This window comes from Posidoniimonas polymericola (assembly GCF_007859935.1).
Taxonomy (GTDB): Bacteria; Planctomycetota; Planctomycetia; order Pirellulales; family Lacipirellulaceae; genus Posidoniimonas; species Posidoniimonas polymericola.
On record NZ_SJPO01000001.1, the window covers coordinates 700,273 to 726,142 of the forward strand.

The 25,870-nt window shown below is 67.9% G+C and carries 20 protein-coding genes; 8 read left to right on the forward strand and 12 right to left on the reverse strand.

The window, feature by feature from the left end:
- The first annotated feature begins 214 nt into the window (after window positions 1–214).
- The gene (locus Pla123a_RS02855; protein ID WP_146584009.1) at window positions 215–427 is read left to right on the forward strand and encodes a LuxR C-terminal-related transcriptional regulator; all 213 of its coding nucleotides are present in this window, start codon (window positions 215–217) and stop codon (window positions 425–427) included.
- Window positions 428–557: 130 nt separating this feature from the next.
- Here the strand turns inward: Pla123a_RS02855 and Pla123a_RS02860 are convergent, their stop codons facing one another.
- Complete coding sequence (locus Pla123a_RS02860) at window positions 558–1,526, reverse strand: hypothetical protein (RefSeq protein ID WP_146584010.1); 969 nt, start codon at window positions 1,524–1,526, stop codon at window positions 558–560.
- 298 nt (window positions 1,527–1,824) lie between these two features.
- On the opposite strand from Pla123a_RS02860, the gene Pla123a_RS02865 reads away from it, so the two are divergent.
- Together Pla123a_RS02865 and Pla123a_RS02870 are read left to right on the forward strand one after the other, a co-directional pair.
- A complete protein-coding gene (locus tag Pla123a_RS02865; RefSeq protein ID WP_146584011.1) occupies window positions 1,825–2,415 on the forward strand; it encodes a LemA family protein in 591 nt (196 codons plus the stop codon).
- Between the two features lie 51 nt (window positions 2,416–2,466).
- Window positions 2,467–4,464, forward strand: a complete 1,998-nt coding sequence (locus Pla123a_RS02870) for a M48 family metallopeptidase (RefSeq protein ID WP_146584012.1) — start codon at window positions 2,467–2,469, stop codon at window positions 4,462–4,464.
- Window positions 4,465–4,635: 171 nt separating this feature from the next.
- Here the strand turns inward: Pla123a_RS02870 and Pla123a_RS02875 are convergent, their stop codons facing one another.
- The 3 genes from Pla123a_RS02875 to Pla123a_RS02885 are packed head-to-tail and all read right to left on the reverse strand — an operon-like array spanning window position 4,636 to window position 6,578.
- Window positions 4,636–5,025: a VOC family protein gene (locus tag Pla123a_RS02875; protein WP_146584013.1), complete on the reverse strand. Its 390-nt coding sequence runs from the start codon at window positions 5,023–5,025 to the stop codon at window positions 4,636–4,638.
- 51 nt (window positions 5,026–5,076) lie between these two features.
- The gene (locus tag Pla123a_RS02880) at window positions 5,077–5,604 is read right to left on the reverse strand and encodes a YfiT family bacillithiol transferase (protein WP_146584014.1); all 528 of its coding nucleotides are present in this window, start codon (window positions 5,602–5,604) and stop codon (window positions 5,077–5,079) included.
- Between the two features lie 32 nt (window positions 5,605–5,636).
- The gene (locus Pla123a_RS02885) at window positions 5,637–6,578 is read right to left on the reverse strand and encodes a hypothetical protein (RefSeq protein WP_146584015.1); all 942 of its coding nucleotides are present in this window, start codon (window positions 6,576–6,578) and stop codon (window positions 5,637–5,639) included.
- Window positions 6,579–7,034: 456 nt separating this feature from the next.
- Between Pla123a_RS02885 and Pla123a_RS02890 the strand changes: the two genes are divergently transcribed.
- Complete coding sequence (locus Pla123a_RS02890; protein ID WP_197527612.1) at window positions 7,035–8,129, forward strand: EF-P lysine aminoacylase GenX; 1,095 nt, start codon at window positions 7,035–7,037, stop codon at window positions 8,127–8,129.
- 218 nt (window positions 8,130–8,347) lie between these two features.
- Here Pla123a_RS02890 and Pla123a_RS02895 read toward each other — a convergent pair whose 3' ends face one another.
- From Pla123a_RS02895 to Pla123a_RS02905, 3 genes are all read right to left on the reverse strand, one after another.
- The gene (locus Pla123a_RS02895) at window positions 8,348–8,872 is read right to left on the reverse strand and encodes a dihydrofolate reductase (protein WP_146584017.1); all 525 of its coding nucleotides are present in this window, start codon (window positions 8,870–8,872) and stop codon (window positions 8,348–8,350) included.
- Window positions 8,873–8,958: 86 nt separating this feature from the next.
- A complete protein-coding gene (locus Pla123a_RS02900) occupies window positions 8,959–9,753 on the reverse strand; it encodes a thymidylate synthase (protein WP_146584018.1) in 795 nt (264 codons plus the stop codon).
- Window positions 9,754–9,855: 102 nt separating this feature from the next.
- Complete coding sequence (locus Pla123a_RS02905) at window positions 9,856–10,122, reverse strand: hypothetical protein (RefSeq protein ID WP_146584019.1); 267 nt, start codon at window positions 10,120–10,122, stop codon at window positions 9,856–9,858.
- A 362-nt stretch (window positions 10,123–10,484) separates the two neighbouring features.
- Between Pla123a_RS02905 and Pla123a_RS02910 the strand changes: the two genes are divergently transcribed.
- From Pla123a_RS02910 to Pla123a_RS02920, 3 genes are all read left to right on the forward strand, one after another.
- The gene (locus tag Pla123a_RS02910) at window positions 10,485–10,691 is read left to right on the forward strand and encodes a P-II family nitrogen regulator (protein WP_231956303.1); all 207 of its coding nucleotides are present in this window, start codon (window positions 10,485–10,487) and stop codon (window positions 10,689–10,691) included.
- 75 nt (window positions 10,692–10,766) lie between these two features.
- The gene (locus Pla123a_RS02915; RefSeq protein ID WP_231956304.1) at window positions 10,767–11,435 is read left to right on the forward strand and encodes a MotA/TolQ/ExbB proton channel family protein; all 669 of its coding nucleotides are present in this window, start codon (window positions 10,767–10,769) and stop codon (window positions 11,433–11,435) included.
- 110 nt (window positions 11,436–11,545) lie between these two features.
- The gene (locus Pla123a_RS02920; protein ID WP_146584020.1) at window positions 11,546–12,463 is read left to right on the forward strand and encodes a phosphatase PAP2 family protein; all 918 of its coding nucleotides are present in this window, start codon (window positions 11,546–11,548) and stop codon (window positions 12,461–12,463) included.
- 22 nt (window positions 12,464–12,485) lie between these two features.
- Here Pla123a_RS02920 and Pla123a_RS02925 read toward each other — a convergent pair whose 3' ends face one another.
- Window positions 12,486–15,920 carry a mechanosensitive ion channel domain-containing protein gene (locus Pla123a_RS02925; protein WP_197527613.1) on the reverse strand — a complete coding sequence of 1,145 codons (3,435 nt, stop codon included), beginning with the start codon at window positions 15,918–15,920 and terminating at the stop codon, window positions 12,486–12,488.
- 881 nt (window positions 15,921–16,801) lie between these two features.
- On the opposite strand from Pla123a_RS02925, the gene Pla123a_RS02930 reads away from it, so the two are divergent.
- Window positions 16,802–19,393 (forward strand): hypothetical protein, encoded by a 2,592-nt coding sequence (locus tag Pla123a_RS02930; RefSeq protein WP_146584022.1) that lies wholly within the window; start codon window positions 16,802–16,804, stop codon window positions 19,391–19,393.
- 24 nt (window positions 19,394–19,417) lie between these two features.
- Here the strand turns inward: Pla123a_RS02930 and Pla123a_RS02935 are convergent, their stop codons facing one another.
- The 4 genes from Pla123a_RS02935 to Pla123a_RS02950 all read right to left on the reverse strand — a co-directional run bounded on the left by Pla123a_RS02935 (window position 19,418) and on the right by Pla123a_RS02950 (window position 25,806).
- Window positions 19,418–21,676 (reverse strand): glutamine amidotransferase, encoded by a 2,259-nt coding sequence (locus Pla123a_RS02935; RefSeq protein WP_146584023.1) that lies wholly within the window; start codon window positions 21,674–21,676, stop codon window positions 19,418–19,420.
- Between the two features lie 338 nt (window positions 21,677–22,014).
- Window positions 22,015–24,153 (reverse strand): BatA domain-containing protein, encoded by a 2,139-nt coding sequence (locus Pla123a_RS02940; protein WP_146584024.1) that lies wholly within the window; start codon window positions 24,151–24,153, stop codon window positions 22,015–22,017.
- Window positions 24,154–24,244: 91 nt separating this feature from the next.
- Window positions 24,245–25,138 (reverse strand): DUF58 domain-containing protein, encoded by an 894-nt coding sequence (locus tag Pla123a_RS02945; RefSeq protein ID WP_231956305.1) that lies wholly within the window; start codon window positions 25,136–25,138, stop codon window positions 24,245–24,247.
- A 101-nt stretch (window positions 25,139–25,239) separates the two neighbouring features.
- Window positions 25,240–25,806, reverse strand: a complete 567-nt coding sequence (locus Pla123a_RS02950) for a hypothetical protein (protein WP_146584025.1) — start codon at window positions 25,804–25,806, stop codon at window positions 25,240–25,242.
- Between the last annotated feature and the right edge of the window lie 64 nt (window positions 25,807–25,870).

A 25,870-nucleotide genomic window follows, 5' to 3' on the forward strand; every position in this document is an offset into this window, starting at 1 on the left:
GACCGCGTGCACTTAACCGCATGCAGGTGCGGCGACCCGCATGGTGGTGCGGTTTCTCCCGACCATCAATCGTTCTGAGCGCAAAAGCGTGGAAAATAGCATGGAGTACCTACACAAAGCCGACTGGTTTTTTTGAAACGATAAGTCAGACTAACAGTCTCAAGCAATCGCTTTTGTCACGACACGTAGTAGTAGAGAAACGGAGGAAGCCCTGATGGTCGAACTTACCGACAGGGAACATCAATTGTTGCGTCTCCTGGTTGAGGGGGCGTCCAATCGCGTTGCCGCCAATGAGATGGGCATCGCATTGCGGACGATGGAGCTCCACCGCCAGAAGGTGATGCAGAAGCTTGGCGCCAAATCGGCGGCCCAGCTCGGATACCTGTACTGCATGGTGGAAAAGGGCGAGCCCTGCGCCGCGTCTTAACCACGTGGTCCACTCGAGGCGTGCGGCGCAATCGGCGCACGCACGCCCGGACCGCCTCTCCCCGAGCGCCCTCGGCGCCGGTGCCCGCTGCGCGGGTCTTCTTGTGCCCCGCCGTGCTATCAGGCGTGCTCTAATTCCGGGTTAGCCGTGTCGTGTCCACGTAGCCGTGCTGCCCGCCGGTCATCCGCGACAGCCGCTTGAGGAAGTTGTCGCCGCCCCGTTCGGGGCCGCGGCCGAACTCGATCGTGCAGACCGTCGCGCCAACCCGCTCGTTGAGCCGCGCGATCTGCTGCAGCTCGCCGCCGGTCATCGCGTCGTCCGCGTCGGTCAGGAAGAACACCACGTCGGGCTCCATCCGCAGCGCGTGCCGCAGCGCCAAGAAGCGGTCGGTGCCGCCGTCGGCGCCGATGCTCTCGACGAACGCCTGCGCCGCGGCCAGCGTCCGCTCGTTCGCAAAAGTGATGCGGGCGCCGCCGCCGGTCAGGTCGAACGCCTTCAGGCGATGGTTGAAGAACACGATCTGAAACTGGTTGGTGCTGCCCAGCGCCGAGAGGCTCGCCAGCAGCTGCGCCTTGGCGGCCGCCAGCGGCGCGCCGGTCATGCTGACCGAGCGGTCGAACGCGTAGACAAACTTGTGCCCGGTCCCCTCGACGCCGAACACGCTCACGGTGGCCCCGCCGCCGATGGTCCGGCCGGGCAGGGCGTCACCGCCGCCGGACGGACCCCCGCCGGGGGTGACGCCCAGCACCTCGCCGCTGGCGGCCGGGCCGGCGTCCCGCGGCGGCAGGTGGCTCGCGAGTTCGGCCATCGCCACCTCCCGCTCGGCGGCGTCGCCCGCCGCGGCGTCGAGCGTCGGCTGGTCGGCGTTGCTGCTGGGCTGCGGCGCGTCGTCCTCGCCGTGGTAGCTGGTCGTGGCGTCCTCGAACTTCCGCAGCACAATGCCGGCCCGGGCGGTGGTCTGCTCGGTCGCCCCCCGGTGGCGGCCCCCAGCGATCACCAGCACCGCGGTGACTGCCAGGCTGTGGGTCAGCACCGAAATGGCCCAGGCGGGCCATTGGCGGTGGGCGGGGTCGGGTTGTCGGTTGGCGTTGGTCGGCACGCTGGTTCTCGGCGGGAGGGCTCGCGGGTCTAGTCTACCAGTCGGGCGGCGGTGGCCAAATCGCTTGCGGTCGGCGTACGGCGCAGTAAGCTTGCCTCGCCTAAGCGTGTGGTGCTAGAGGAGTTAGGCGCCATGCGGTAAGATCACCGCAGCGCCGGCTGGGCCGTGGCAAGATGGCCGCCCCACCGGCGAATACCCAGAGCGGCGTCTTCTCGGCCGAACCGCCGGGCGGGCGGATCCCTGATTCGGCAACGGTCCCCAACCCAAAAACGGAGTCCCTCCTATTATGCCCCCCTGGATGATCGCGCTTATCGTCATCGGCGTTGTTGGCCTGATCGTGCTGATGTACGGCGTCGGCATCTACAACCGGCTGGTGACCCTCAAGAACCGTTTCGAGAACGCGTTCAGCCAGATCGAGGTCCAGCTCAAACGCCGCTACGACCTGATCCCCAACCTGGTCGAGATCGCCAAGGGCTACATGTCGCACGAGCGCGAAACCCTTGAGGCGGTGATCTCTGCCCGCAACCAGGCGGTCGGCGCGCTGCAGGCCGCCGCGGCCAACCCGGGCGACCCCAAGGCGATGGCCAACCTGGCCGGCGCCGAGTCGGGACTGGGCGGGGTGCTCGGCCGGCTGTTCGCCGTCGCCGAGGCCTACCCCGACCTCAAGGCCAACCAGAACATGATGCAGCTCTCCGAGGAGCTCACCTCGACCGAGAACAAGGTCGCCTTCGCCCGCCAGGCGTACAACGACTCGGCCACCGCGTACAACACCTACAAGCAGACCTTCCCGCCGGTGTTCTTCGCCGCCATGTTCGGCCACGGCGCCAACGCCGAGCTGCTCGACTTCGACGACGCCCAGATCAACGAGGCGCCCAAGGTGAGCTTCTAGTCGGCCACGGTCCGTCTCCTGCGTAACAGCCGCTAAGTTCACCGACGCCGCATGGCCACCGACTTCTTCCAACGCCAGGACGCCGCGCGACGCAGCACCGGGATGCTGGTCGTGTTGTTCCTGCTGGGCGTCTTGGGGATCGTCATCGCGGTGACCGCCGCGACCTACGCGGCGGTTGAAAACTTTGATATCGGCGTGCGGCTGAACGCGCTGACCGGCCAGCCCGAGGACGCCGAGGCGCCCTACCGCTACGCGATCGCCGCCGGGCTCGGGTCGCTGCTGATTATCTTCGGCGGCACCATCTACAAGATCATTGTGCTCCGCAGCGGCGGCGGGCAGAGCGTCGCCGAGCGGCTTGGCGGCCGCCGCCTGCTCTACGCCGACGCCGGCCACGGCGAACGCAAGCTGCTGAACGTCGTGGAGGAGATGGCCCTGGCGTCCGGCGCCCCGGCGCCGCCGGTCTACCTGCTTGACGAGGACGGCATCAACGCCTTCGCCGCCGGCTACTCCCCCTCCGACGCCGTGATCGGCGTCACCCGTGGCGCGGTCGAGAACCTCAGCCGCGACGAGCTGCAGGGCGTCATCGCCCACGAGTTCAGCCACATCCTCAACGGCGACATGCGGATGGGCATCCGCCTGATCGGCATCCTGCACGGCATCCTGCTGCTCGGGCTGGTCGGCCGCTGGCTGTTCGAGATCATCGTCCGCGGCGGCGCGTCGTCCGGCCACCGCCGCAGCTCCAACTCGAAGGGGGGCGGGGGCGGCGGGGCCGTGCTGGTGATCCTGGGGGTCGCCGTTGCGCTGATCGTGATCGGCGCCATCGGCAGCCTCATCGGCGGGCTGATCAAGGCCGCTGTCTCGCGCCAGCGTGAGTACCTGGCCGACGCCTCGGCCGTGCAGTTTACTCGCAACCCGGGAGGCATCGGCGGGGCCCTCAAACGCATTGGCGGGCTGGCGTTCGGCTCGCGGCTGCACGCCGCCAACGCCGCCGAGATGAGCCACATGTACTTCGCCCAGGGCGTATGGGAGGGCTTCACCGGCCTGATGGCGACCCATCCCCCGCTCGAGAAACGCATACTCGCCGTCGACCCGCAGTGGGACGGCAAGTTCCCGCAGGTCAAGCAGGGCGCCCGCCCGAAGTCTGTCGTCGCGGGCGCGGCCGGCTTCCTGGGCGGCGACGTCGGCCGCCCCGACGCCGAGCAGACCTACGTGCCGATCGCGACCGTCGACCACGCGGTCGACCAGATCGGCGAGCCGACCGAGCTGCACCACGAGTACGCCCGCGACCTGCTCGAAGAGATCCCGCCGGTGGTGCTCGACTCGGTCCGCGAGCCGTACGGCGCCCGCGCCGTCGTGTACGGCCTGCTGCTCGACGACGACCCCGCCGTCCGCGAGAAGCAGTACGCCGCGCTCGGCGAGCTCGCCCAGCCCGACGTGGTCAAGCTGACCCGCGAGCTGGCCCCAGTGCTCGACGCCACCACCGTCAACGCCCGGCTGCCGCTGATCGACCTGGCGCTGCCGTCGCTCAGGGCGTTGTCGCCGCCGCAGTACGAGGCCTTCCGCAAGAGCTTCTGGGCGCTGGTCCGTGCGGACGAGCGGCTCGGCCTGTTCGAGTGGACGCTGGCCCAGGTGCTGATGCGGCACCTGACGCCGCAGTTCGAGCCGGTCCGCTCGCCCGGCGTGCAGTACTACGGCCTGCAGAAGCTCACCGGCCCGGTGTCGGCGCTCCTGTCAGCAATGGCGCACGCCGGCCAGTCACCCGACGAAGCGGCCGGCGCCTTCGCCGCCGCCGCCGCGCACTTCCCCGAGCTCAGGCTCGAGCTGCTGCCCCGCCGCGAGAGCGGCCTGTCGAGCCTGCAGAGCGCGATGGAGACCCTCGCCACCGTGGCTCCCCGCCTCCGCGGCCAGCTGATCGACGCCTGCGCCGAGTCGATCTGCCACGACGGCCTGGTCAACGCCCGCGAAGCCGAGCTGCTCCGCGGCGTGTCCGACCTGTTGGATTGCCCGATGCCGCCGCTAGTCGCCGGCCAAACGGTAGCGGCCTCGTAATGTATCCCCGGCTCTCCGAGCCGGGAAAGCTAGCCGCGTCGCCGACGGGCAAAGGTAGGCGGCGGCTAGAACGCTACCCCATTAGCGCTCATTAGTGTTCCCGACTTCCCAGCCAACCAACAAGCATCGTCGCTAATTCTGCCGTTTCGGAGAAACGGCGATACATTCTGCTCAGTCCTGCACCGCCCCCTCGCGGCGCTGGCAGACATGCCACAAGACGCCGCACGGGTCGTACACGTACGCGACCACCAGCCCCCACGGCTGCAGCGTCGGCGGCTTGGGGGGCTGCACGCCGAACCGGCCCGGCAGGTCGAGTGACACGATCCACGCCCACCACGCGTTGAGGTCGTCGACCATCAGCTGCATCATCGTGTTTTCGGCCCACTGCTGCTGGTAGTGCCGTTGCAGGATGAAGCCGCCAGAACCGGCCGCGAAGATCGCGACCTCGCTGTCCAGCAGCATCTCGAAGCCGAGCGCTTGGTAGAAGTCACGCGAGACCGCGTAGTCTTTCACCGGCAGGAACGGCCGGGCGAGTTCGGTTCCAGTGGGGATGTTGCTCATATACGCTTCATTCTTGTTGCAGTCGGAAGAGGAACCTTGTCGGCAAGCGTGCTACCACCCACGCTGCCCGCGCAGCCAAACGATCTGGCCCGTGTGGTGCCTCGCGTGCCACGGGTAGTAGTGCAGGGCGTTCCACAGCACGACCGTCTGGCCAGTCTGCGGGTGGACAAACGTGCGGCCGAAGTCGTGCTCGGTCATGGTCTCGAGCAGCTGCAGCCAGCAGGCGTGCACCGAGTGCAGCATCGCCAGCGGCGGCGCGACCGCCCCGATTGACGAGTCGCCGAGTCGGACCCAGTCGGCCTCCTCGTACGCCTTGATGGTCGGGTTGTCCTCGGTCATCGCCCACTTGAAGCGGAGGTAGCTGTGCACGTGGCTGTCGGCCACGTGGTGCACGATCTGGCGGATGGTCCAGTTCTTGTAACGCGTGTCGAGCTGCTTGTCGGACAGGCCGTCGATCGCCTCGTGGAGCGAGGGCGCCGCGGCGGCTAACGCCGCAATGAGGTCGGCCTTGGCCGCGTTGCTGAACGGGCCGGGCTCGGGCGGCGGGCCCACGGGGTTGTCGGGCGCGGAGTTGGTCATGGGGTTTCTCCAGGGGCCGCGGTCGTCGCGCGTCAGGCGGTTGGCTCGTCGAGCCCGTTGGCGATCTGCCGCAGCTTCTCGAGGAACCGGATGTCCTCCTCGCCGAGGCAGGCGGCCTGCCACGCGCGGCGGTCGTTGGCGATTCCCTCGTAGGTGTTGGTGATTGCCTGGCTGGTGAGCCGGAGCATGCGGCGCCGGTCGCGGTCGCCGAACGAGAGCGACTCGCTGGCGAACTCGGCCGCCGGGTCGAACTCGTAGGCCGAGGTGCCCAGCGCGCGGTCGAGCTGGGCGAGCACCGGGTTCAGCAGCGACGATGCGCCCGACTCGTGGAACTGGTTGAGCACCTCCTTTTCGGCCGCGCGGATCCGCGACGCGGCCTCGCGCGAGCTGGCGGCGTCGCCGGCGTACTTGAGGCCGTGCTTGGAGAGCAGCATGCCGAGCGACGGGATCAACGCCTTGGCAGCCACCGCCGCCCCGGCCAGCGGGTTGATCAGCGCCACCAGGCCGCCGATCAGCAGCACGCCGCCGAACACCTGCTGGTCCAGGCGGTCGATCTGGTCGGCCAGGTCGTTCAGCCGCCCGCCGACCGACAGCCCCGACGCCGGCGCGGTGGCGACATCTTCGCGGGCGCCCTCAAGCAGAATCTGCTCGAGCGTCGGCAGGGCGTTCTCGTGCGGCAGGTGGAACACCCGCCGCTTTGGCAGGTCGTTGATTGGCGGCGCGCCCTCCGGCAGGCACCGCATGGTGTACAGCGAGTACCACAGCTCCGACCGCCGGTCCGGCACCAGGTAGTAGTGCTTCTCGTCGACCTGGCCGTGGTCGTAGGAGGTCGAGGTCTCTGTCGACCCAAACAGCCAGGTCTGTCCGAGCGACTCCCGAGCGTACCCTACGCCGGTGCCGACCAGACCGGTCGCCTGGGAGATGGCGTTTGCGCCGAGGTCCTTGGCTTGGTTGAGCCAGTTCAGCAGGTCCATAAGAGTAAGTCAGCGGAGCGGGGAGGCGGTACGCAGCGAGGCAGGGCCAGCACGACTAGTTCGCTGGCCGGCGCGGGGTATTGGCTCCAGTGTATCCCCGGTTCTCCGTACCGGGAATTCCTCGCCGCGCCGCTGTCCGTCGGGCCGCTGCAGGGCAACGGCGATACGTTGGCGGGTTTCAGCTTCTGTGTAGAAATCGGCCCCGGGCGCGGTTCTAATAGAAGGTTGCCCCTCGCTCGCTGAGGGCCAGTCTTAGCTTCGTATTCCGGAACCGCCCCATGAGTTTTGTCCCTGACCGCGTGCAAGAACGGATAAGAGTCGCGGACTTTCGTCCCCACCGTGATGCGAGGAACACTGGTATACAAGCCTGAAACGAAAGCCGGCGGAGACGAAACGCCCCGACTTTAGTCCTCATAAATCGATGTTCGAATGGGGGACAAAACTCCCACCCAGCCGATGAAACCAGAGTACCTACGAGCCAAGTCCGAGCTGCTCGACCAGCTCCGCGAGTTCTTCCACGGCCGCGGCTTCGCCGAGGTCGTGACCCCGATCGAGTCGCGCGAGGTGATCCCCGAGCGGCACATCGAGCTGTTCAAGTTCGACGGAGCAAAAGGGGACTGGCTCGCGGCCGGACCGATGCCAACCCGCGGCGCCGGCGGTGAAGCAGCGTGCCTGTCCCCTTTTGCGGAGCCTAGAGCAGAGATTGGCGGAGAAGGAAACGGGGACGGGCACGCTGGTTTGCACCCTGCTCGACAGGGCAAGAACGGGCCGGCCGCGAGCCAGTCCCCGTTTTCTTCGAGCGTTTATTTGCAGGCGTCGCCCGAGATGGCGATGAAGCAGCTGCTGTGCCGCGGGTCGGGGCCGATCTTCCAGTTCGCCAAGGCGTTCCGCGCCGAGGAACGTGGCCCGCTGCACTCGCCCGAGTTCACGATGCTCGAGTGGTACCGCCCGGGGCACGACATGGCCGCTGGCGTCGACCTGTTGGACGAGTTGATCCAGGCGACCTTGTCGCCTGTGCCGTGCAAGCGTACCAGCTACCGCGACGCGATCATGGAGCACGCCGGCTGCGACCCGTTCGATGCGGCGGCGGTGCAAGAAGTGGCCGCCGGGCTGATTGACGGCACGGTCAACGACACCGACGAGCTGCTCGACGAGTTTCTCAACGTCCTGCTGGCGACGCGTGTCGAGCCGCACCTCGGCGCCGAGCTTCCCGAGATTGTCTACCACTACCCGGCCTCTCAGTCGGCGCTGGCCCAGACGGCGATCGACGACCACGGCCACGCGGTCGCCGAGCGGTTTGAGCTGTACTACCGCGGCGTCGAGCTGGCCAACGGCTACCACGAGCTGACCGACGCCGCCGTGCTGCGTCGGCGCTTGATCGAAGCCAATCAGGGACGCACGGCTGATGGCCGCGAGCCGCTGCCGCTGCCCGAGGAGATGCTCGCCCTGATGGAGTCGCCCGGCCTGCCGCCGTGCGCCGGCGTGGCGCTGGGCTTCGACCGGCTGCTGATGCAGAAGGTCGGGGCCGAGTCGATCGACGAGGTGTTGTAGAAGTCGAACGAGCCGCGCAGCGGCGACATAGAATCTCCCTCCCCCACGGGGGGAGGGACTAAGGGAGGGGGTACGGTGGCAAAGCAGTTAACGCAAACCTGACGAGCACGGCGGTAGCTCCCAGCAAAAAGGCACAGGGAAGTCTGAAGTCGCGGACAACGCACCCCCTCCCCTAACCCCTCCCCCCGAGGGGGAGGGGGATATAGATGCTGCGATGCTTACTTGCGGTCCCAGACCTCGAAGGTGAAGGCGTGCTCGTGCTTCTCGTCGGCGGGGTGGTCGGTGCTCTCGGTGAGGGTGAACTGCGACCAGTCGACCTCCGGGAACGTGGCGTCGCCGTCGGGGATCGTGGCGTGCACACGGGTCAGGTAGATGCGGTCGACGCGGGGCAGGGCGTCGGCGTAGACGCGGCTGCCGCCGCCGATGAATACCTGGTCGGTTGGCGCCGCGACGCCGGCGGCGGTCGCGATCGCCTCGTCGAGCGAAGTGGCGGTCGCGACGGCGGTCCCCTCCTTGAGGTCCGTCGGCACGGAGACCTTCTCCGGGCTGCTGGTCAGCACGATCGAGGTCCGGCCGGGCAGCGGGCGGTCGTGCGACTCGTAGGTCTTGCGGCCCTGGATGATGCAGTGGCCGATCGTGTGGTTGCGGAACCACTTGAGGTCGGCCGGCAGTCGCCATGGCAGCCCGCCGTCTTGACCGATGACGTTGTTCTCGCTGGCGGCGGTGATGATCGAGAGTTTCATACGGAGGCGCGTCGGAGACGCGGCGCTAAATGACATGGTGCGGGTTCAACGGAATACTAGCCATGAACCACCAGCTGCCAACTGGCTCACACCGCCACCGGCGCTTTGATGTGCGGGTGCGGGTCGTAGCCCGAGAGCTCGAAGTGCTCGAACTTGAAATCGAACAAAGAATCAACGCTCGGGTCGAGCGTCATGGTGGGGAGCGGCCGCGGGTCGCGCTCGAGCTGCGTGCGGGCCTGCTCCAGGTGGTTGTTGTACAGGTGGGCGTCGCCCAGGGTGTGGACGAACTCGCCCGGCTCGAGGCCGGTCACCTGGGCGACCATCATCAAGAGCAGCGCGTAGCTGGCGATGTTGAACGGCACGCCGAGGAACACGTCGGCCGAGCGTTGGTAGAGCTGGCAGCTCAGCCGCCCCTCGGCGACGTAGAACTGGTACAGCAGGTGGCACGGCGGCAGGGCCATCTGGTCCAGCTCGCCGACGTTCCACGCGCTGACGATCAGCCGGCGGCTGTCGGGGTTGCCGCGGATCTGGTCGACCAGCTCGTGCAGCTGGTCGACGGTGCGTCCGTCGGGCGTGGTCCAGCTGCGCCACTGCTTGCCGTACACCGGGCCGAGGTCGCCGTTCTCGTCGGCCCACTCGTCCCAGATGCTGACGCCGTTCTCGTTGAGGTAGGCGGTGTTGGTGTCGCCGCGGATGAACCACAGCAGCTCGTGGAGGATGCTACGCAGGTGCAGCTTCTTGGTGGTGACCAGCGGGAACCCATCGGCCAGGTCGAAGCGCATCTGCCGCCCGAACACGCTGCGAGTGCCGGTGCCGGTGCGGTCGCCCTTGGCGACGCCGCTGGCGAGGATGTCGGAGAGGAGGTCGAGGTACTGTTGCATTGGGAGGGCTGTCGGCTATCGGCAGTTGGCCACGGGTGGAGCCACTCGGGGGGCGTCGAATCGCCCCCTATGCTACCAGCTAACGGCCGGCGTCCGACAGCCTCACTCCCCCTTCGCCATCAGCTCCTCGACCACCTTGGCGACCATCTGCGGGTCGTCGGACTTGCGGATATGAGCGATCCGGTCCGGCTTCAGGCCGCACTTCTCGAGCGCCTTGATGATCATCTCCCACTGCTTCTCGCGTTTCTTGCCCTCGGCCAGGTAGAGCTCGGTGACCAGCTCGCTGAGCCGCTGCAGGCCGATGGACTCGCGGTTGTCGTAGTACCGCTTGATGATGTTCTGCTGGTGCTTGCTGTACTGCTGCGGCATGGCTTCCTGCGGGGGTGCGTGGTCTGCGGGGGTGGTGACGGTCGGGCGGTGGATTATAGCGGCCCGATGGGGGGCCGCCAGCGTTTTGCCGGGCCCGGCCCGGGGGTCGGGCGAGGGGCCCGACCCAGGTTTTTGTCGGCAGAATCACCTCCGCGGCTGCAGCCGGGCGGCATTCCGCGGCGGCGCGTCTTTTTCCGGCCGAGTCCGTCAGTTAGGCTGGAGCGCAGCCACAGGCGAGGCAATGGCGTCCACCGATACCACCATGAAGCAAGTTGTCGCGATCGTGAAGCCCTTCCTCGCGGAACGGATCCTGGAGGCGCCGCGCCCCGCTCGAGGCGGTCGTGGTCCGCGAGGTCAAAGGGATGGGCAAGCAGAAGAGCTACCTCGACCAGTACGCGGACTCCGAGTACTCTCTGGCGTTCCTGCCGAAGGTCGAGATCACGCTGTGGGTCGACGACGCCCGCGCCGAGGAGGTGGTCCGCAAGGTGGTCGAGGCCGCCCGCACCGGCCGGATGGGCGACGGCAAGATCATGATCCTGCCGGCCAACCCGATCGAGATGCCGGTCTAACGCTCCCCCGGAGCGGCCGTCCGCCAACCGATTTTCTCCACGCTTCCGAATTCCCTCAACCCGACGCCGCCGAGCTTGTCTGGACTCACGCGATTGCTGCTCGCGGCCGAAGGGGGCGGCGTGCTCGACATTATCGTCGCCGGCGGCTTCACCGGCCTGGCGTTCGTGCTGGTGCTGCTGGCGCTGTCGATGGTCGCGCTGGCGCTCGCGGTCGAGCACCTGCTGACTATCCGCCGCGACGTGCTGATGCCGCCGGGGTTGGCGGAGAAGGTCGCCAAGCTGCTCGCCGAGCGAGACCTGCAGGGCGCCGCCGCCGCCTGCGACCAACGCCCCAGCTTCCTGGCCCACGTCATCCGCAGCTCGCTGGTCGAGGCCGCCGACGGCTGGCCCGACGTCGAGAAGACGCTCGAGGGCGCGACGCTCGAGCAGGCGGCCCGGCTGTTCCGCAAGATCGAGTACCTGTCGGTGATCGGCAACATCGCGCCGATGATCGGCCTCCTGGGGACCGTGGTCGGGATGATCTTCGCGTTCCAGGAGGTCGCCGCCACCGAGGGCGCCGCCCGCGCGGCGGAGCTGGCCGGCGGCATCTACCAAGCGCTGGTGACCACGGTCGGCGGGCTGCTGGTGGCGATCCCGTCGCTCGCGGCGTTCGCCGTCTTCCGCAACCGGGTCGATGGCCTGGTCAGCGAGGCAGCCGCCGCGGCCCTGCGGGCGCTGCGTCCGCTGAAGCGTCCCGCCCGCTGAGCGGGGCGTGCTGGCGCCGCGGGTGGTTTGGTATTGACCAAATGTGTGGTGGGCAATACGTTTCTGCCCCCACTGGTTGTGCCGAAAGCCCAAGATACCGCCGCGATCAATTGTTCAACTGGCTCTTATCCGCCCTGCGGGCGCCGACGCGCAACCTGTGCGTGGCCGCGTGCGCCGCTTGCGGCGCCCGGCACGGCCTCGCCCAAGAGTCGGCTGAGCTGTTTTCCGCGCCGCAGCCGCCCTACGAGCTGACCGCCGACCTCGGCTACGAGCTGCCGCCGCTCGCCGAGCACCGCTGCAGACCAGACCGGCCTTCGCTGCTCTCGGAGATCGTCGCCGACCACCAGCACTTCTACGACGCCCACACCATGGGCTGGCTGGCCGCGGGGGTGGGCGCGCACGCGGTGATTAGCAACACCAACATCGACGAGTTCCTGCGCGAGGAGTACCAGCAGAACATCCGCAACGCCGACACCGACGAGTGGTCGGAGGTGTTCCACATGTCGAAATTCTTCGGCGAGGGGACCTACGTGCTGCCGATCTACGCGGCGACCGCCCTGGCGGGGATTCCCTTCAACGAAAACACCGTGCTTGGTCAGACCGGGCAGTGGGGCGAGCGTTCGATCCGTACGGTCCTGGTCGGCGCTCCGCCGTTGCTGGTGCTGCAGTCGTTTATCGGCGCCTCACGCCCCGGCGAGAAGCACTCCGAGTCGCACTGGGAGCCGTTTCAGGACGACAACGGCGTCAGCGGCCACGCGTTTATGGGCGCGGTGCCGTTCCTGTCGGCCGCCAAGATGGCCGAGCACCGCTCGGTCAAGGCGTTGCTGTACGTCGGGTCGGCGATGCCGGCCATCTCCCGCGTCAACGACGACGCGCACTACACCTCGCAGGCGATCCTCGGCTGGAGCATCGCGTACCTCGCCGCCAACGCCGTGGACGACACCTACGACGCAGAGCGTCTGCCCCAGGTGTTCCCCGGCCCGGTCGGGGCCGAGGGGAACGGCGTCAATGTGCTGTGGCGGTACTGAGTGCCCGAGGCCGGCGCGGCGGCTAGTTGTCTCGTGAGTACCCAAAGCTGGCGTCGGAGCGTGCCTCCTCGAGCATCCGGTCCTCGGCGTTCTTGTCGCCGGCCGCGCCCAGTTTGGCCAGTTCGCTCGGCATGCTGCGGATGTGCAGGTCACGCTGCGGGAAGGCGATCTCGACCCCGTGCTTGCGGAACTCGTCGTCGACGGCCAGCATCAGCTCGTTGCGCATCGGCATCATGTTCGACAGGTCCTGGGTGAACACGCGGAGCTCGAAGTTGAGGGTGCTGTCGCCGAACGAATCGAACAGCACGAACGGCTCGGGCGTCTCCGCGACGTTGGCGTTCTCGCGGGCGACTTTGTACAGCAGCTCGGTGGCGAGCCGGGTGTCGCTGCCGTAGGCGACCCCCACCTTCAGCACGTGGCGGAGCATCCGGCTGGAGAGGGTCCAGTTGATCAGGTTGCCGGTGATGAAGTCGCGGTTGGGGACGATCAGCTCCTTATTGTCCCAGTCCTGCACCGTGGTCGCGCGGATGCGGATCCGGGTCACCACGCCCGACACGTTGCCGATGGTCACGACGTCGCCGGGCCGGACGGGCCGCTCGAACAGCAAGATGATGCCCGACACGAAGTTCGCGAAGATCTCCTGCAGGCCAAAGCCGAGGCCGACCGTCATCGCCGCGACCAGCCACTGCACACTCTGCCAGCCGATGCCAAGGAACCGCATGCCGATCACCACGCCGATCACCACAATCACGTACCGCGAGACCGAGGTCGCCGCGTAGCGGGCGCCGGCGTCCAGCGGCAGCTTCTGGAACAACGCGATCTCGAGCAGGCCCGGCACGTTGCGGCCGGCGAACCAGGTCAGGCAGAACACGCCGATGGACAGGATCACGCTGCCGAGGGTGACCCACGGGTACGCGCCGTTGTCGTCGGGGATGCCGCTGGCCCAGAGCCCGAAGGTGTCGGGGTCGGTCAGGGCGTTGAGCGCCGGGAGCACGTCGCCCCAGGCCATCAGCAGCAGGCCCACGATGCTCGCGCCGACGCCGACGCCCACCAGGCTGCGGGCCTGCTGGTTGATGTCGCTGAGGCTGACCTCGGGTTCGACCTCGATGGCGGCGTTCTCGGTAGGGGCGTTCTCCTGGGCCTCGAGCAACGCCTTGCGCTTCTCGCGGGCCCGCTGCATCGCCACGCGTCGGTACGCGACGAGCAGCCACCGCATCAGCATCGCCCGCACCGCCAGGCAGCCGAACACGACGCCGGCCGAGAACAGCACCCGGCGGGTGAGCTGCAGCGCCGTGTAGTGCATCCCCAGCCCCGAGGCGAGCGCCAGGCCGAGCGTCGCGGCGACCGTCAGCGGGCCGAGCAGCCGCACCAGGCGGGCCACCCACAGCTTCTCGCCGGCCGCGGTCAGCACACTGACCAGCGGGCCGCGGGGGCGGAAGAACATCATCCCCACCACCCCCATCACGAGGAGCGACAGGATCAGCGACAACCGCCCGATCGACTGGATCGCCTCGGCGTCGCGGGTGATCTCAACCCCGACCGCGATGGCGAGCAGCGGGAGGGCGACCAGCTGCATCGGTCGCGCCGCGCGTCGCAGCGACACCATGCCCCGGTTGTCCCAGGCGAAGTGCGCCGGGCCGAGGCCGCCGCGGCGGCACGCGTGGCGGAGCAGGTCGAGCACGGCGTACTGAACGGCGAACAGCGTCAGGGCCCCGCCGGTGGCGAAGATCAGCATCGTGGTGGACGAGCTGAGCCGGTAGCCGATGAACCCAATCATCAGTGGCGTCGGCGCGGCCAGGAAGACCGTGGCGAGCAACGCCTCGACGGTTGGCCGGAACGTGGTGGCGGCCGGCCGCGCCGCGAGCTCGCCCTGCTCGTACAGGATGTTCTTTGCTTTGCGACGCCAGGTCAGCAGCAGCAGCGTCACCATCGACGCCAGCAGCCACAACTCGGGCCGCGCCTTCGCGTCGTCCAACAAAAACTGACCCAGCGTCCTCAGGTCGGCCAGCCGCGCGGACGGGTTGGTCCAGAAGTCGCGGGTGTAGGCGAAGTCGCGGTACGACAGCCGCTCGGCGCTCGGCACCCAGAACACCTTCTCGGCGATGAAGTCGGACAGCGCGCGGGTGTTCTTGACGATCAACGCCTCGGCCGCGTTCAGCTTGCCGAGGTCGGTGAGGTAGCTCTCGGTGTTGGTGACCAGGTCGCCCAGGGTCTCGTCGCGGGACTCGAGCAGCGCCCTCAGCTCCTGCTCGATCTCAGGCGAGATTGTCTCGCCGGTCTGCTCCTCGTACTCCTTGACCGCGGCCGCCAGCTTGACATCAATGGGCTTCGTGCGGGCCGACTTCCAGCCGTACTTCTGCACCCGCATCTCCGACATCCGGGCGGCGCGTTTGCGTTGCCGCTCGCGGATCTTGGTGAGGTCCGGCAGCTGGTCCTGCTCGCTGCGCAGCACCGACCCAATCGTCGGCGAATCCTGCAGCTCCTCCGCCTGGTGCATCACGTTCTCGAGGTTCGTCTGCGCCAGCTGGCTCTGGTCGTTGGTCCGGTCGAGCTGGGCCTTCAGCCTGGCCTGCTTCTGGACCAGCTCAGAGTTCTGTTCCGCCAGCTCGGCGTTGAGCTGCGCCTGCGCCTTCACGGCCGGGTGGGCGGTCACCACCGCCAGCTGGGCTTCCTGGGTCTTGCGGTCGGCGTCGGCCTGCTGCTGCATCGCCAGCTGTGCGGACACCGCGGCCAGCCATTCCTCCGCCTTTTTTAGCGATTGCGCCGCGGCTTCTTGCTGTGCGGCCTTCCAGCGGGCGGTTACCTCGTAGGTGCGGTTCTCTTGTTCCAGCAGCTGCATCTCCTGTCGCAGGGACGCGATCGTGGCCAGCAAGTTGAGCCGCTTGGCCTGAGCCAGCAGCGGGGAGTCGGCGCTGAAGTCGGCGCGCAGGGCCTCCTCGGTCTTGGTGAGCTTGGTGCGGGTTTCGATCATCGCGTCGGGAAGCCGTAGGCGCCGGGCGGCTCGGCTCTCGATCTCGGACTTCACGGCATCGAGCCGCTCCTTGGATTGGCTCACCTCCTGGTCGGCGGACGCCTTGGCTGCTAGCAGGTCCGCAATCGCCAGGCCCTGCAGGCGCCGCGGGCCGCCCTGCTCGGTTGGCGGCGGCGCGGCCCCGCTGGTGGCCATCTCCACCTCGCGTTGCAGACGGGCCGTGTTTTCCTTGAGCTGCTTTACCTTGGTTAGCTGGCCGGCGGTTTTGTCGCAGAGCTCCAGGACCTGCTTGCGTTCATCGTCGCCGAGTTGCTCGGCCGGGGCGTCGGTCGCCATCTGCCGGAGCTCGGCCAGCTGCTGAGCGATTTCGTTAGGGTCCAGGCCGGCGGGCGACACCGGCGCCTCGGCCGGCGCCTGCGCGCACGACGCGAGCGGTGAGGCCGCGACAACGCAGCAGGCGAGGATCAGGCAGAGGATGCGACTCATGGGGTAATCTCCAAACATCGTCGAGCCAGCGTAGGTGGGGCAGCGTTGCGGCTGAGCTGGCTGGGGCGCGGCGGGGCGGCCCGCCGACCTGCGCTAGGATAACACTTGTCGGTTCAGCGGCTAGCGGAGATCTCTTTGCTAGCGATCTCGACGGCGGCTGCAGCGTGCCGCGGGGCCGACCTAACTTGGCCAAGGGTGGTCGGTTAGCAGGTTGCGCGGCGTCCTCAGCGGGGCTTTTCTGGTCGCAGCCGGTTCGCTGCGGCAAACGGAATTGGGCGCAGCAAGACCCACCCCATGCTACCATCCTACCATCCTACCTGCGGTCTCGCTCGCTGCAGGTCGGCCACACGCTTCGGTCCTGCCGCTCTCCTCATCCCTGCTTGTCTCGGCTCGCGATGGTTTTCTTCGCCGCTGGTTGGCAGTTCCGCGATCATCGCCCCGCCGGTCCCCACGCCATCGATTGCCGCCGTGCAGCTGGCGGTCGTCTTCTGCTTTGTCGCCGGGCCCCCGCGCCGCGGCTAGATCGTTTGGATTGTCCTGAGTTGCCCGCCGCCTAGGCTGCATCGAGGCGCTACTCTGCCGCGGGTCGGTTCGCGCTTTGCGAACACCGGGCGCCGGTGCGCGCCACTGGCATGCTGCCGGCGTCCGCCAGACGCCGCCGCAACGTTGGGGTGATCGCCCCCATCGCTCTTAGGGTCTTCACCCCCATTTCGGCCCTTCTCGCCTGCTCGGGCGGCTGGTTCGTGGCTGCGCTCCGTTGGCCCTCGCTATCACGCGTTCAGCAGCGGACGCGGCGACGCGTTTCTCGAAGGCGCCCGATCACGCCGGTCTGTCTGCTCGTCGTTCGCACCCCTTGCCCGAGCAACCGCAGGACCGCAGCCATGGCCAGCAGGCACACTTCCAAGTCAACCAGCAACCGCAGCGCCCGCCTCGCGATTGAGGGGCTCGAGGACCGGCGCTTGCTTGCCATCGCCTGGGCCAACGCCGACCCCATCGCCAACGGATTTGATGCCGAGTACGGCGCCCAGGCCGATCTGGCGACCGCGATTGTTCGCCGGGCCATCGGCGATTGGGAGCGTTCGATCACCAGCTTCAACTACGCGGTCGACGACGACGCCGACCCCAACAACAACCTCGACGACACCTTCACGCTGACGCTCAGCGCCGGGGCCGTCAGCGGCGGGATCGGCGTCACCTCGAGCATCACCTACGGCGCCGACCTGCGTCCGCACGAGGCGACCATCACCATCGACGACGACGCGGGCGGCGACGGCTGGTACTTCGACGCCACGCCCCTCGACGACGCCGAGTTCTCCGCGGCCGTAGCGCCGTTCGAGGCGAACTTCGTGGACGCCAGCACCGCCGGGCAGGCCGCCGTGCGCGACTTCTACCGCACGGTGGTTCACGAGATCGGCCACGCGGTCGGCATCGGCCTAGTCAATGTCGCGGCGCTCGAGGGCGGCGTGTACCCCTACTTCGACGCCTACGCCAACCCGGTGACCAATCCGAACTCGACCAACACCAGCGACACAATCCTCGGCTCGCTGACCCACCGCGGGATCGACCAGGACAACAACCTGCGGCTGGTCTCTGACCCCGACGGCACGCCGGGCAGCGGCGACGAGATCTACGCCGTCAACGAGCTATGGGAGTACAGCCTGGCGGGCGGCGGGACGATCACGTTCACCGAGGCCGACGGCGGGCACCTCTACAACGGCGCACCCGACCCCAACCACACCAGTATCGCCGTCCACGAGCACGACCTGATGAATCCCGGTGCGGCGGCCGCCGGCTCGCCGGTCGCCGTGTCGCGACAGTTCATCTCCGACACCAACCTCGACCTGCTGGCCGACGCCTTCGGCTACGCGACCAGCGCGCCGGCGGGGTCGCAGGACATCAACGCCGACCAGTTCACCGCGGGCGCCGCCCAGATCAGCTTCGAGCAGCAAGCCGGCACGCTCCTGGTGCAGGGGCTGCACTGGGACCCGACCGCCAGCTCGGCCACCCACGTGGACGACACGATCTCGATCACCCAGGTGGGCGGCGACATCCGCGTGGAGGTCTCCTACACGCTCGACAGTGGCGATTCCTACACCTTCACCCGCGACATTGAGGAGTCTCGGGTGCGCCAGATCATTGTCGCCGGGGGCGGGGGGGCCGACAGCATCACCATCGCCACGGGCCTGGCCGACATCACCCACGAGGTCGACTACGTCGTGACCAGCAATCAGGACGCCGACGACAATGGCGCGTTGGGCGACGGCGAGATCGACCTCGACACGACCCTCGGCGGCGCGCAGGTCACGCTCCGCTCCGCGGTGCGGGACGCCAACAGCCTCGGCTCGGCGGCGTCGGTCTACCTGCCGCCCAGCCCGCACGCCTACGTGCTGACCCTCACCGGCACAGAGGCCGGAACCGCCGCTTTCAACGACCTCGACATCGATGAGGACATCGCCATCTACGGCGCCGGCGCCGGCCTGAGCGTGATCGACGCCTCCGGTGTGAGCGACCGCGTGCTGTCCGTCAAGAATGGGTCGTCGCTCACGCTGCACGGGCTGACCCTCACCGGCGGCTCCGCGTCCGGCAACGGTGGCGGTGTGCTGGTGGACACCGGCGGCGATCTCGCCCTCGATGGGGTCGCGGTCGTCGACAATTCGGCAACCGGTAGCGGTGGTGGGGTCTTCGTGCACGGGTACCCAGGGTCGAGCTCCGCCGACATCCAGAACAGCGTGTTCACTGCCAACTCCGCGGGGCAGTTCGGCGGCGGCGTGATGGGATCGCAGTCGGGCGCGACGATCACGGTGGGCGCTACCGTGCTCGCGGGCAACACGGCCGTCTTCGGCGGGCCCAACTTCTACCTTGTCGGCGGCGCTGCCGGCACGAACGACGGCGACAACCTGGTGGGGACCTACAGCGGCACGTTCTTCAATACTTCCGCGGGGGACACCGTCAACGGCACGCCGGACTACATCGTGACCAGCGTCGCCGACCAGTACGACAGCAGCGACGACTTCTACGCCTTCTCGCTCCGCGAGGCGATCGACGCGGCCAACGGCGTTAGCGGCGCCGACGAGATCTGGCTCCCCGCCTGGGACTACCTGCTGACCATCCAACGCACCTCGCAGCACGACAACCTGCAGCCGACCGACACCGACGCCGCCTTCGGGGACCTCGATGTCTGGGGGAGCCTGACGATCAGCCGAGCCGGAGCCCTCACGAAATCGGTCCGCTGGGCCGACTCGACCCACACCGACAAGACGTTCGAGCTCCTCGGCGACTACAACGATGACCACGTCGTCGACGGCGCCGACTACACGATCTACCGGGCGAACAAGTACAACACCGGGACCGACCCCGACGAGTGGGAGAACCTGCCCGGCGACGCCAACGACGACGACACCGTCGACTCGTCGGACCACGCCATCTGGACCAGCAACTACGGGGCGACGCTGACGCTAAACGACGTGTCGTAGCCGGGCAGACCACTGGAGGTTCTGCTAGACGAGGCCCCAGCGCTTGCGCAACCACCACTCGACCGAGAGCAGCGCGACCAAGAGCAGGAAGAACGGCCAGGTATCCCAGTAGGTGACCCGCGCCACGACCTCCTCCAGCACCTCCGGGTCGGCGGCGGCCAGCTCGGCCAGCAGGTCCGGCAGCTCCTCGGGCGCGAGCGAGCGGCCGCCGGCTTGTTCGGTGATCTGGGCCAGCTGCGCGAGCACCGCCGGCTCGGCGCCGGGCTGGTCGAGCTCGACATCGTTGTCCGGCGCGGTGAACCGCGCCTGGGCCGAGCCGATCACTGTGCCCGACTGTCTGCCAGTGGCGGTCACGAGGTAGTCGCCGGCCAGGTCAATCTCGCGGAACACGCCTGCCCCGCCGTTCTCCCCGGCCGGTATCGGCACGGTCCGGGTGTCGCCGTTGGGCCGCCTGACGGTGACCTCGAGTTCGACCGGCGCCGAGTTGCCCTCGGCCGGGTTGGCGCCAACGGTGATCTCGAGCGGGGCGCCGCGGGCGACGCGACGCGACGCGAGCTCGACCCACACCGGGTTTTTCTTGGAGTCGTCCTTCTGGGCGAGCCACAGGATGGCCTGCCGCCAGAAGCGGCGGTGGGCCTCGCCCTGGCCGGCCATCACCCACCGCCAGGTGCTGTCTCCGGCGAAGGCGAGCGACCGCCCCGCCCCCGGCTGGCTCGCGACCAACAGCGGCGCGCCGTCGTGCTCGGGGTCCTCGGCCAATACCTGCGCGTTCGGCTTGAGCGTCCGCTGCACGAAGCGATTGGCGCCGGTCATCGGCGGCAGGGCGTCCCACGCGTCGGCGGCGTTAGGGGCGATCTGCATGATCGGGTGCCGCACACCGAACGGCCGCGCCGGACGCATCCGCACCGGGTCGGCCAGGTGCATGTCGGTCCGCAGCGGCTCGCCGAAGCGTTGCCGCTCCAGCCGCCCCGGCGTGACCGGCAGCACGGGCGTCAGCGGGCTGCTGTCATGACCGCCGGGGCCGAAGCTGTGGTGGCCGCCGGTCATCATCAGGCCCGCGCCCTGGCGGACGCACTCGGCGATCTCCTCCCAGGTGGCGGCGTCGAGCGCGTCGGCGTCGACGTCGTCCAGCAGGTAGACGTCGTAGTCGTTGGCGTCCAGCAGCCGCGTCAGGCTCTCCCGCTCGGGGTCGTAGTCGAGCTTGCGGCGGGTCACGACGATGTCGGGCGAGGCCGCCAGCGAGCCGCGGACAAACCGCTGCTCGACACCGGGCTCGCCGCCGATCCGCTTGGCGCCGGTCAGGTACAGCACCCTGACGCCCCCCTCGCGGACGGTGACGAAGGTCGCCTGCGCGTTGTTGCTGGTCAGCACCTCGCCCGGCTGAGCCTCGATCCGCAGCTGCACCTTCTGCTCGCCGAGCCGGCTCGGCGTGTGCTGCAGGCTGATTGGGTACTCGGCCGCCGCGGGGCCGGCGGTAATCTGCGTGGCGTCGACCACCTGCAGTTGGCCGTTCTCGTCCTCCCACTGCAGCTGCACGGTGAGCGTCTGGTTGGGGTAGCCGTCGACCCGCAGCCGGCCGGTGACCCGGGTCGGCGTGTTGGCGAACACCGAGTTGCTCGCCAGCAGGTCGTCGATCGCCACGTCCGACCGCGCGCCGCCGGCGGGCGAGCCGAACGCAAACGGGAAGATCGGCGTCCCCTCGAGCGCGTACCGCCTGGCGGCCACCTGCGGCGCCAGGTCCGACGGCGGCACGGCCCGCTGGGCGCCGTCGCTCAGCAGCACCACGCCGAGCAGCCGCTCGGAGGCCTCGTTCTCAAGCAGCTCGGCGAGCGACTTGCCGAGCGCGGTGCCGTCGCCGTTAGGAGTCACGCCCCTGAGGGCGTCGGCTCCGGCCGCCGGCCGCAGCGACTGGTCGAATGTGTAGTACTCCAGGTCGTGGTCGCGGCCGAGCTGCTCGAGCGACCCCCGCGACTGGTTCAGCAGCTCCATCGCCGACGCCCACCGCGACTTGCCGCCGAGTGAGTCCTCGACCGTCATGCTGCGCGACGAGTCGACCAGCACCAAGAGCGCCGAGCGGAGCACCTCGGTCTGCGTGCGGACCACCTCGGGCCGGAGCAGGGCGAACAGCAGCATCAAGCAGGCCGCGATCCGCAACGCCGCCAGCGAGAGCCGCCGCCGCCGCGTGAGGGTCCCCCGCGGACGGACCGCGCACAGCCCCAGCAGCACCGCGGCGATGATCGCCACGAGCCACGGTCCGCCGACGGGGTTGAGGGTCCAGGACAAGGTTCGCAGTGGAGTGGGATTAGAGGCTAGTTAGGCGTGAAGGAGGTTGGCCACAAAAAGGCACGAAAGAGCACAAGAGGATGGTGTTGGTTCGCGAGTCGAAAAACGGGGACTGGCTCGCCGCTTCGGGCTCTCGTGCCCTTAGATCTTCGCTTGCCGCGGCGTGCCTGTCCCTTTTTTTCGACGGACCTCAGGCGGGCGCCGCTCGAAAAGGGAAAAGGCACACGACCGCCGTCGGGTTCTTGCCCGGGCGAGGGCTCGCTCGACGGTCGAGAGCCAGTCCCCATTTCAAGCTCACGCGACTTTGTTTCGTAGAGTTTCATTGCGAGCCACAATCCTTACTGGTCAACCGGGTCGTCGTAGAACCGGTTGGCGACAAAATGCTCGGCGGCCAGGGCGATCACGGCCAGCATGATCAGCCACGGGTACAGCTCACGCCCGACGCGGCCGATGTCGACCTGCTCGGCCAGGTCGGCCTCGCCGGCGGCTAACCGGTAGCGTCCCTCCGGCAGGGCGGCGGCGATCTGCTCGTCGGTGACGCGCTGGAGTTGGCCGACTTCGGCAGGCGCAGAGACCGAGAACCCGGCGTCGAGTCGCTCGTCGCCTCCGCCGGCCTGCAGCCGGTAGTTGCCAGGGTCTTCGGTCATGCCGATGGCGGCCTCGCTCTGGGCGGCGGGCAGCGTCTGGCGGATGGAGTCGCCGCCCGGCAGCCGCAGCACGTAGCTGGTGGCGCCGGCCGCGTCGCCTAGGGGGACGATGGCGGTCTCGCCCGGCCGGTAGACGCGGCGGGTGTCGGCCGCGCCGCACAGGTAGCTCCCCATACTGTCGACCAACGCCAGGAACGGCCACGGGTCGACGCCGGTCGGCAGCAGGTTCCAAGGCTGGCCGTTCGAGGGTCCCGACGAAGGATCAGAGAGTGGCGTCGTGACCGTCAACGCCACGCCGCGGTCGAGCCGACGCTCGACAATCGCCGGCTCGCCGTTGGCGTAGCCGGCGACTACGACCGCCTCGGGACTCAGCTCGCCGAGGCTCCAGTACTCGAAGACCGGGAACTGCGGCCACGGGATCGACTCGGCGAAATCGGCCAGCGGCGCGATCGCCGGGTGGCTGTACGAGCGGGGGCGGAGGTAGGTCTCGTCGCGAGACTTCCAGCGGAACTCGCCCGGCAACAGCTGCTGCGCGTCGGCCGAGTTGAGCCGGGCCAGCTCCGAGTTGCGGCCGAGGGCGATTGCTAGGGAGCCGCCGCGGCTCACATAGTTGGCCAACGTCCGCCACGACCCGCTGGTCAAGGGCGGCGGGTCGAGCAGCAGAGCTGCGCGGTAGTCTTGCAGCTTCGACGGCCACTTGCCCGAGAACGCATCGACGTCCACCTCGTACGCCTGGGCGGGGCCGGCCGCGGTCAGCGCCTCGCGGACAAACACCGGGTCGGCGGGCGGGGCGGCGAGCAGCAGCACGCGGCGCGGCGGCTCGACGCTGACGGTGAAGTACTGAGTGTCGTCGGCCGGCAGCGGGTCGCCGCCGACCACGCGGACGTAGCCCTGGTGCACGCCCTCGGTGAGCGACGCGACCGAGAACTCGACCTGCTGCTGCGGCGAGTCGATCGTGACGAGCTGCTCGCCGCGTTTCTCGGGCCTGCTCTGGGAGTCGCTCTGGCCGTCGATCCACAGCTCTACGGTTACTGGCTTGTCGGGCTGCTTGCCAACCGAGGCGAGCGTCGCCTCGAGCCCGAGCGTCTGCCCAACCGCCAGCGTCGACGCCGACAGCTCCAGCCGCGGGATGCCAACGTTCACAGGGTTATCGACGCCAACATCGGCGATGTAGAGCGTTGCCTTGGGGTGCTCTTCGAGCGACTGTGCGAGCGACTCCAGCGCGGCCGAGTCGAGCGCCCCGCGGCTGCGGTCGGTAAACAGGAACACCTCCTGCCGTTGGGCGCCTGCCTGCGCAAGTGCAGCGAGCGCCGACCGCGTGGTCGCCGCCAGGCCGCGATCTCGCGAGGCGGCCCGCACGCGGTTGGCCCGCAGCCTGGCGCCTTCGCGATCGAGCAGCCGCCCCGGGCTGGTCGACCCGGTGTCGGCCACCACGACCTGCCCGTCGGCCGGCAGCCGGCCGAGCAGCCAGTCGGCCAGGTTCTTGGCGGCGGCGAGCCTCGTCTGGTTCTCGCTGCGGTACGCCATCCGCGGCGAGTTGTCGATCACCAACGCCGCCGCCGAAGAGCCTCCGCTCCCTTCCAGTCCCGAACCCTGCAGCACGGGCCGCGCGAGCGCGAACGCCAGCAGCGCGATCCCCGCGCAACGCAGCAGCAGCAGGATCAAGTGCCGCAGCTTCAGCTTGGTCTGATTGACCGACCGCCGCTTCATCACAAACCGGAGCGCTGGGAACATCAGCTGCTGCGGCTTGCGGCGCATGACCAGGTGCAGCACGATCGGGATGGCGATCAGTGCGGCTCCGGCGGTCAGGAGTGGAGTGAGGAAGGTCATCTGATTTCGGATTGGGGATTTCGGATTGCAGATTGGGTCCGAGGCCTCGTGCGTTCAATCCGCATTCCCAAATCCGCAATCCGCAATCTTCTCACGCTCGTTGCCTCCGCGTCGCCAGGTACTCCGTCAGCGCTTTATCAAACGCCATGCTCGTGTCCAGCGGCACATAGTCGATGCCGCTCTTAAAACACTCTTCGCGGTACGACTCGCGGAACGCGTTGATTTCTTCCAAGTAGTCGCGGCGGTAGCCGTCGGCGTCGATTTCGAGGCGTTGGCCGGTCTCGGGCTCTTCGAAGTCCACGAGGCCGTGGAACGGAAACTTCACTTCGGCCTCGTCGAGCACGTGGAACAAAATGACATCGTGCCCGCCGTGGCGGAGGCGGCGCAGGGCGGCGATGACCGGCTCGGGGTCGGTCAACAGGTCGCTGAAGACCATCACCAGGCTTGCGTGGCGGAGCATCGCGGCCAGCTGGATCAGGCTGTTGCCGATGTCGGTCTCGCCCTCGGGCTTGAGGTTCGAGAGCAGCGACAAGATGGTGCCGATCTGCTGCCGCTTGCTCTTGGGGGGGAGCGAGCGGGTAATCTTCTTGCCAAACGTGACCAGGCCGACCGGGTCGTTCTGCAGGATCATCAGGTACGTGAGCGCCGCGGCCAGGCAGATGGCGTAGTCGAACTTAGTCAGCTCCTGCCGGTAGGTGTAGGCCATGCTGGCCGACAGGTCCATCGCCAGGTAGCCGGTGATGTTGGTCTCGGCCTCGAACTTCTTGACGTAGTAGCGGTCGGTCTTGGCGTAGGCGAGCCAGTCGATGTCCTTGGGGTCGTCGCCGGGCGTGTACTTGCGGTGCTCGCTGAACTCGACGCTGAACCCGTGGTACGGGCTGGCGTGCATCCCCTGCAGGTACCCCTTCACAATGAACTGAGCGCGCAGGTCCAGCCGCTTGATCTGCTGGATAACTTCGGGCTTGAGGTACTTTTCGGAGGACAAGCGAGCGAGGGCGGTCGGAGTTCAGGAAACGCGTGGGTGAAATAGCCGGCGAGCTACGCCTCGGCGGGTTCGGGTTGGATTAACCACAGAGAGCACGGAGGTCACAGAGAGACTTCCGGTGAAAGTTGGCTTGGTGGGGGAATCGTCTTTCCTACGGCCTGAGAGAGTTGTTCGATTACGGCTAGCAGTTGATCTGGCTTTCCATGCTTTGCGTTCCGGAAGGGAATGTAGAACCGAAAAACCGCCGGCGTGCGCCAGGGCCTAAATACCATTGCAAGTGGGTTGTTCTGCTTGCTCCCTCCAAACCAGCGATAGAGAACAACAGGCAGCGAGGCCTTTGCCCACCTCTTGCTCTCCGAGCAGTTCAGGTGTTGGCTTCGCTTGTCAAGAATCGGAATGACGGTTTCTTTGAAATACGACTCCCAGTAGGGGCTGTTTGAGAAGACGATCAAGGTGTCTCGGCCGGTCGCGACCCCGTAGACCCAAGCGACCAGCAGAAGCAACGCGGATCCGATGCACCAGCAAAGCAAACCAACGAGGGCTAACGCGATGAGGAGTGGCGATATCGCTATGACGAGTGCCACACCCAGCACTCTAGTTCCAGTTCTCTTTACGATGTTTATCTTGATCCTCCTCCGTGTCCTCCGTGAACTCTGTGGTTCATCCAACTGACAGCCGTGGTGGAATCGCTAGTGGGGCTCCACGCCCTTTCAGGGCGTGCCAACCGGGCGC